Below are 7,197 nucleotides of genomic sequence, written 5' to 3'. Positions count from 1 at the left end.
ATGCCTTCGTCACCTCCTCCATGAAATCCTTCGTCGAGTGACCGGCTGATGATTGATTCATGTCACATCCTGTTCTTGACTATGGAATTCGGGAAAACCATTGATCGCAGAGAATGCGCGGTGCGGAGTCCTATCTCCCCTCGAAGCGTGGAGCACGCCGCTCGACGAACGATCGCGGTCCCTCGACCGCGTCCTCGGTGCCGAAGACCCGCCCGGCGAGTTCGGCCTCGATGCCGAACGGCGTTTCCATCGCGGCCCCCTTGACGACGATCTCCTTCGTCGCGCGTGTCGCCAACGGTCCGGCCGCGCAGATGCCCTCAGCGAGCCGCAACGCCTCGTCCTGCAGATCGGCAGCCGGAACGACACGGTTCACCAGTCCCACCTCGCGCGCCCGGTGGGCGTCGATGGGAGCCCCCGTAAGGAGCATCTCCATGGCGACGGCCCACGGCACCTGGCGCGCGAGCCGCGACACGGTGCCGCCCGCGCCGACCAGCGCGAGCCGTGTCTCGGGAGTCGCGAACGTCGCGTGCTCGGCGGCAAGACGAATATCCGTTCCCAGCAGCAGCTCCATGCCGCCCGCGACGCAGGCCCCGTTGACCGCGGCGATGATCGGGGTGTAGACGTCGGAGAAGATTCGTTTGCTCGGATCGGGGATCACCGCGCCCAGGTTGCCGCCGGTCAACGTGGGAATGAACTCCTCGAGGTCGGCGCCCGCACAGAATGCGCGATCTCCGGTACCCGTCAGGACGGCGACGCGGATGCGGTCATCGGCGTCGATCTCCCCGAACACATCTCCGAGCCGTTCGAACATCTCGGCGCTGATCGCATTGCCGACCCGTGGCCGGTTGAGGCGCACGACGCAGATCCCGTCGGACTGCTCCACCACGATCGAGTCGGAGACACCGTCCACAACGCTCACACTCATTTCACTCCGATCTTCCTGCGTCGTCCGGGACTTCGGGGAACGTCGGCCGCTGCCGGATCATCGCGGCCCCTTCCATGGACAGCACCCGTGTGTCGCCTCGATCGAGCAGTCCCTGCCACGTGACGACGGCGCGTCCGTCGGCGCGCAGGCGCACCGTGCGGATCACCATGCTGCCGGTCAACGTGTCCCCCGCGTACGCGGGAGCGTGCAGCCTCATCTCGTCGAAACCGAGGCCCGCGACCATCGCCGTCCGATGGAGCACGGCCTCGAACTCGAGAACCTGAAGGATGGCCAGCACGTGCAACCCGCTGGCCACCAAACCACCGAACTCGGACTTCGCCGCCGCATCGCGGTCCAGATGGAATGGGAACGGATCCCATTTGCGCGCGAACTCGACGATCTCCTCTTCGCTGACGAACCGGCATCCCAGCGGAATACGCTGCCCCGCTGTGAAATCGTCGGCATAGACCGTGGCACTCTCCGCGACAGTCGGTCGCGCAATGTGTCGTCCTGTGCTCTGCATCGACTCAGCGTTTCGCCGTCTCGTACATTTCGTCGATGATCGCGGCGTACTTGTTCATGATGGATGCCCGCTTGAGCTTCATCGTCGGCGTGAGCTCGTCCCGACCCGGCACCCAGTCGCCCTCGAGGACGCGGTAACTCTTGATCTGCTCGGGCCGGGACAGGCCGGAATTCGCCCGTGCCACCGCATCGTCCAGCTCGGCCTTGACGATCGGGTGGTCCAGTAGTTCGGACCCCTCGTCCGCCGCGACGCCGTTCGCCCGGGCGAACCGAAGCACCTCGTTCGCGTCGAGCACCAGGAGCGCGACGTTGTACGGGCGCCGGTCTCCCACCACCACGACGTGGTTGACGAGACTGGTGGCCCGCGCGAGCGCACCCTGGATCAGCGTCGGCGACATGTTCTTGCCTGCCGAGTTGATGATGATGTCCTTCTTGCGGTCGACGATGCGGAGATAGCCGTCGCCGTCGACCCGTGCGACATCACCGGTGTGCAGCCAACCGTCCCGGTCGATCGCCTCCGCGGTGCGTTCGGGCATGCCGCGGTAGCCGCGCATCACGTTCGGGCCCTTGAGAAGAAGCTCGCCGTCCTGCGCGAGCCGGACGGTCACCCCGTCCAGCGCGGGGCCGACCGTGCCGAACCGGACCCGGGAGGGCGGGTTGGCCGTGCAGACCGCCGACGACTCGGTCATGCCGAACGCCTCCCCCATCGGGACACCGAGGGCGTGGAAGAACTCGACCATCTCCGAGTCGACCGGCGCGCCGCCGACGATCGACGCCGAGATCCGATCGAGCCCGACCTGCCTTCTGAGATTCCGGAGCAATTCCGCTTCATCTGCCGTGAAGTCGAAGTCGGGGCGATCGAGGCCGGCCGCGAACGCTTTCTGCTCCGCGCGGACCCGTTCGATCCCCAACTCGATGACGCGCGTGATCTCATTCCTGCGCTCCACGTCCACCTCACCCGCGACCGAATTGTCGATGTCGGCGCGCAGCTTCTCCCAGACTCGCGGTGTGGATGCGAAGAAACTCGGACGCACGTCTTTCAGGTCGGCGAGAATCCGGGCCGGGTCGGCGCAGATGCTGACGCTGAATCCCAGCATCATCGCGACGTAGTGGTCCATCATTCTCGCCATCGCGTGCGCCATCGGCAGGAACGACAGCTGGTTGGCTCCCTGCGGGATCTCCATCCGTTCGACGAAGGTCCGCATGGCGAACGTGATGTTCGCGTGGGTCAGTTCAACGCCCTTGGGGTCACCTGTCGTGCCGGCCGTGTACACCAGGGTGGCGACGTCGTCGGGCGAGACGCCGGCTGCGACCGCCTCCAGATCGAAACCGGCGTCGGTCTCGCCCGCCAGGGTGTCCCAGTCGGTCAGGGAGTGCGGCTCCGAGGACATGACGACAACCCTGTCGACGAAGGCACTCAGTTCGGCCGCGCGCTCCGCGAACGCCGCCTCCGTGAACACCGCCCGGGTACCAGAGTTGTTCAGCACGAAGCGCATGGCTTCGAGAGAGGCACTGTTGTAGAGCGAGAAGCTGGTGATTCCCAGGTGGAGGGCCGCCGAGTCGACGAAGTGGAATTCTCGCCTCGAGGTGAAGAGCAACGCGATGGTGTCGCCGCGGCGCAACCCCAGACCCGCTAGCACCGCCGCCGCCGTTCGCACCTGTTCGGCGTACTGCGCCCAGGTCATGGCGGGGATCTCGTCGGTCGCGTGGAACGCGACCTCGTCAGGGCGCTCCCGAAGCGTGAGCTGAAATGCCTCGGGCAGTGTGCTCGCGTAGAGGGCCTTCGGTCGGTCCTCCTGCATGGTCATGGCTGGTCCTTTCAGCAAAACCCGAAATCGGTTGGCTCGAAATGAAAGAGGTACGGTTTGTCAGACCGCGGTGGCGCGCTCACCCAGGTGCTCCTCGAGTGCCGCGGCCACGTCCTCGGCCGTCCACGTATCGCGACCGACACCGCGCTCGGGGAAGCTGGGCAGGTTCATCACCTTGAGATCACGCTTCTCGAGGCGCAGCACGCGACCGGTGAACGCGACGCGGTCGCTCATCAGGTAGACCGCCAGCGGTGCGATCTCGTCGGGCGACGGAAGTGTCGAATAGTCGATCCCCGCAATGGGATTGGACTCCAGCATCGGGGTCCGTGCGCTCGGCGCGATCGCATTGACCTTGATCCCGTGGCCCTGCAGATCCACGGCCCATCCGTACGTGAGGGACGACACCGCGCCCTTCGTCGCCGCATACGCGCTCGTGCCGGATCGACCGAGATGCGCGGTCGAGGTGACGTTGACGATCCGGCCGCCGCCCGACCCGACCATGGCCCGCGCGGCGTGGAGCCCCACGAACGCCGAGCCCAGAAGGTTCGTCTCGACCAGCGCGCGATAGTCGGCTTCGGTATCGTCGAGCACGTCGCCCATGTGCATGATCGCGGCGTTGTTGACCAGCGCGTCGATCGTGCCGAAGCACTCGACACAATGCCCGACGAGCGCCGCCGCCTCGTCCCAGTTCGCGATCGATCCGACGTACGGTTCGGCCCTGCCTCCGGACGCGCGGATCTCGGCGACAACGCTCTGCGCGCCGTCCCGGTCGATGTCGTTGACCACCACGGCCGCACCCGCGGCAGCCGCCGCGAGGGCATAGCTCCGGCCGAGTCCCCCTCCCGCACCGGTGATCACGACTGCCTGGTTCTTCAACATTCCCACGAGGGAGAGCTCCTTCTGGTCAGATGGTGGCCGGCTGCGTCGCGTGCCGGTCCGTGCTGCCGATCGGGGCACCCCACGACGCGGTCAGCTCTCGCCAGTCGCCGTGCCGTGCCGGACTCGACGGCGTGCCGGACGGTGTCTTGCCGAACCGCGGCGCCGGCGCCGGTTGTACCACACCGGCAACCGAGAGGATCGTCGACCGGGCCTTGATGTGCTCGTGCTCGGCGGCCTCCGAGAGGCCCAGCACGGGAGTGCAGCAGGCGTTCGTGTCCTGGAACAGCTCCGTCCACTCCTGACGCGTCCGGGTCAGGAAGAGCGCCGACAATTCGCCGGCGAGGGCGTTCCAGTTCACGGGGTCGAGACGCTCCGCCTCGCCCATGCTCTCGATGCCGGCCCGTGCGGCGAACTCCTCGTAGAAGGGTTGCTCGAGTGCCCCGAGTGCCATGTACTTGCCGTCGGCCGTCTGGTACGTGCGGTAGAACGGTGCCCCACCGTCGAGCAAGTTGCTGCCACGCTCGGCGCGCCACCGTCCGGCATTGCTCAGGCTGAAGTAGAGCGTGGACAGGACGGTCGCCCCGTCCACCATCGCCGCGTCGACGACCTGACCCACTCCCGATCCGGATGCCTCCCATACGGCCGCAAGCAGTCCCATGGCCAGGAGCATGCCGCCACCGCCGTAGTCGCCTACGTAATTCAGCGGCGGAAGCGGGGCCGATCCGGACTCCCCGATCATGTCGAGGGCTCCGGTCAAACCGATGTAGTTGATGTCGTGCCCCGCGGTCTGGGCGAGCGGACCGTCCTGGCCCCATCCCGTCATCCGCCCGTAGACAAGCTTCGGGTTGCGCTCCCGCATCTCTTCCGGACCGAGGCCGAGACGCTCCATGGCCCCCGGGCGGAAGCCCTCGATCACGACGTCGGCCCGCTCGATGACCGCGATCAGGTCGGCGCGGGCCGCCGGGTCCTTGAGGTCGAGTTCCCACACGGTCCTGTTCCGCTCGATCAAGTCGAGCGGCGGCGGGTCGACAGGCCCCGCCTTCGTCTTCCGCGGGCGCTGCACCCGGAGCACCTCGGCGCCCAAGTCGGCCAGGAGCATCGCGCCGAAGGGCGCCGGGCCGATCCCTGCGAGCTCGACCACTCGCAGGCCCGCCAGTGGGCCTCGTGGGCGTACTCCGCTGTTGTCCATCTTCACGTCACTCCAGTCTTCGACAGCTGGGAATCGGGGGCGGCCTTGCTCACCGAAGCAGATGGGAGCACGAATTCTCCGTTTCTGCATGTTCCGAAGTTCTCACGAAATGCCGGTCGGCAGAACGTCGAACCCGCTCGATCAAGCGTGCCGGGGGTTCGGGATTAATTTTGAGAGTACTTTGCTCATATCCCTCAGTCAAGCAATTTCTGTGATCTGTTTCACCGGAACCACGGCCGGGTGCGATCGCCGCAATCACTTGGAAAGACCGTTGTCAGTACGACTTCGGGAGTCCCAGCGAGTGCTCGGCGACGAAGTTCAGGACCATCTCCCGGGACACGGGAGCCACCTGGATCAGACGCGCCAGCCACCACATGTCGGTCAATCCGTACTCCAGCGCGAAGCCGTTTCCGCCGTGCACCTGAATGGCGCTGTCGAGGCAGTGGACGCCGGCCTCGCCGGCGAGGTATTTCGCCATGTTCGCGGTCTCCCCCGCCGACAATCCGGCGTCGTAGAGCCGGGCAGCCTTCTCCATCATCAAGCGGGCCGACTCCAACTCGACCTTCGCCGCCGCCAACGGGTGCGCGACGCCCTGATGTGTGCCGATCGGCACACCCCACACCTCACGCTCGTTGACGTACCGGGCAGCCTTGTCCAGTGCGTAGCGGCCGATCCCCACGCAGAACGCCGCACCGAGCACGCGCTCGGGGTTGAGACCGTCGAACACGGCCCGGAATCCCCGGTGCAGCTCGCCGACCAGCCGGTCGGCCTCGAGCGTCACGTCGTCGAAGAACAACGTCCACTGCTTGTCCGGCGCCTGCAGGGCTGTCGGAACCAGCTGCCGCGTGAGCCCGGGCGCGTCGCTGTCGACGATGAAGAGCGACAGTTGCCCCTTGCCGGTCTTCTCGTCCGTCCCGGTCCTGGCCACGACCAGAATCGCGTCGGCACCCTCGACGCCGGAGATGAACGTCTTCGTGCCCGACAGCACGTACCTGCCGTCGACGACGCGGGCGGAGGTGGACACCCCCTGCGAGTTCGATCCCGCATCCGACTCGGTGAGCGCAAACGAGAACTTGAGTTTTCCGGTGGCGAGGCCCCGCAGCCACCGCTCCTTCTGCTGGTCCGTGCCGTGCTTGGCGAGGATGCTGCCACCGATCGACTGCGAGTAGACAAGCAACTGGAGCGGACATCCTGCCGCGGCCAGCTCCTCGGCGACGATGGCCAGCTGCCAGAGTCCACCGCCACCGCCCCCGTACTCCTCCGGCAGGCTGACGCCCAGGAAGCCGAGGGCGGCGAGCTCGTCCCAGAGTTCGTCGACCGGCAGTCCCTGGCGCGTCTTCTCCATGAAGTAGTCATGGTCGAACTTCTTGGCCACGTCGGCTACCACCTGACGCAGCGCGGTCTCATCCTCCGACGGAACCAGGCTAATTGCGGGCATATCGTTCGCCACTTGTCTCCCCTTCTCCGCTCCAGCGCGACACGGTCGCCGATCTCGGGCCCGGCCGGGCCGCTCGCATCGTCACGACCGAGAACGTTCGTTTACCTAATGACGTTAGCACCGGTTCCGGTCCGGCGCCAGATCCATCCGGATCCGATCAAGGAATGGAGTTATCCGATGGAAAGTCGCTGCTGAGCCAGGGATACGAAGCAGTGCCCCGAGACCGTCGAAGGTTACGAACCTTTCCGAGAACGTTCGTTTACTGAAGGTCGTCGGTCGTGCTACCTTGGTGTTCCACCACGGGACATCGTGGTGCTCACTTTTACCACCGGGAGACGAGAGATATGGGCTACCCACTTCCCAAGGGCAATTCGTTGCGGGGGCCGTTTCAGCCGATGCGTTTCGAGGCGACGGTCGAGGAGTGCATTGTGACGGC

At 66.1% G+C, this 7,197-nt stretch carries 6 protein-coding genes; all 6 read right to left on the bottom strand.

The genetic code is table 11. The features are described 5' to 3' along the window. Positions 1 to 130: 130 nt before the first annotated feature. Positions 131 to 925, bottom strand: a complete 795-nt coding sequence (locus tag MLGJGCBP_RS14715; protein ID WP_160096467.1) for an enoyl-CoA hydratase/isomerase family protein — start codon at positions 923 to 925, stop codon at positions 131 to 133. A gap of 1 nt (position 926) precedes the next feature. Further along, a complete protein-coding gene (locus MLGJGCBP_RS14710; protein WP_160096465.1) occupies positions 927 to 1,448 on the bottom strand; it encodes a MaoC/PaaZ C-terminal domain-containing protein in 522 nt (173 codons plus the stop codon). A 4-nt stretch (positions 1,449 to 1,452) separates the two neighbouring features. Beyond that, positions 1,453 to 3,255 (bottom strand): AMP-dependent synthetase/ligase, encoded by a 1,803-nt coding sequence (locus MLGJGCBP_RS14705; RefSeq protein WP_160096463.1) that lies wholly within the window; start codon positions 3,253 to 3,255, stop codon positions 1,453 to 1,455. 60 nt (positions 3,256 to 3,315) lie between these two features. After that, on the bottom strand, positions 3,316 to 4,134 hold the full coding sequence (locus tag MLGJGCBP_RS14700) for an SDR family NAD(P)-dependent oxidoreductase (protein ID WP_236581089.1): 819 nt from the start codon (positions 4,132 to 4,134) through the stop codon (positions 3,316 to 3,318). A gap of 25 nt (positions 4,135 to 4,159) precedes the next feature. Beyond that, positions 4,160 to 5,323: a CaiB/BaiF CoA transferase family protein gene (locus MLGJGCBP_RS14695; RefSeq protein ID WP_160096469.1), complete on the bottom strand. Its 1,164-nt coding sequence runs from the start codon at positions 5,321 to 5,323 to the stop codon at positions 4,160 to 4,162. 274 nt (positions 5,324 to 5,597) lie between these two features. Continuing rightward, complete coding sequence (locus tag MLGJGCBP_RS14690; RefSeq protein ID WP_201453063.1) at positions 5,598 to 6,752, bottom strand: acyl-CoA dehydrogenase family protein; 1,155 nt, start codon at positions 6,750 to 6,752, stop codon at positions 5,598 to 5,600. Between the last annotated feature and the right edge of the window lie 445 nt (positions 6,753 to 7,197).

Origin of the sequence: Rhodococcus sp. T7 (assembly GCF_009872365.1) — a bacterium.
Classification (GTDB): Bacteria; Actinomycetota; Actinomycetes; order Mycobacteriales; family Mycobacteriaceae; genus Rhodococcus_F.
The sequence above is the reverse complement of the archived record's forward strand: the minus strand, read 5'-3'. Positions and strand labels throughout refer to the sequence as shown.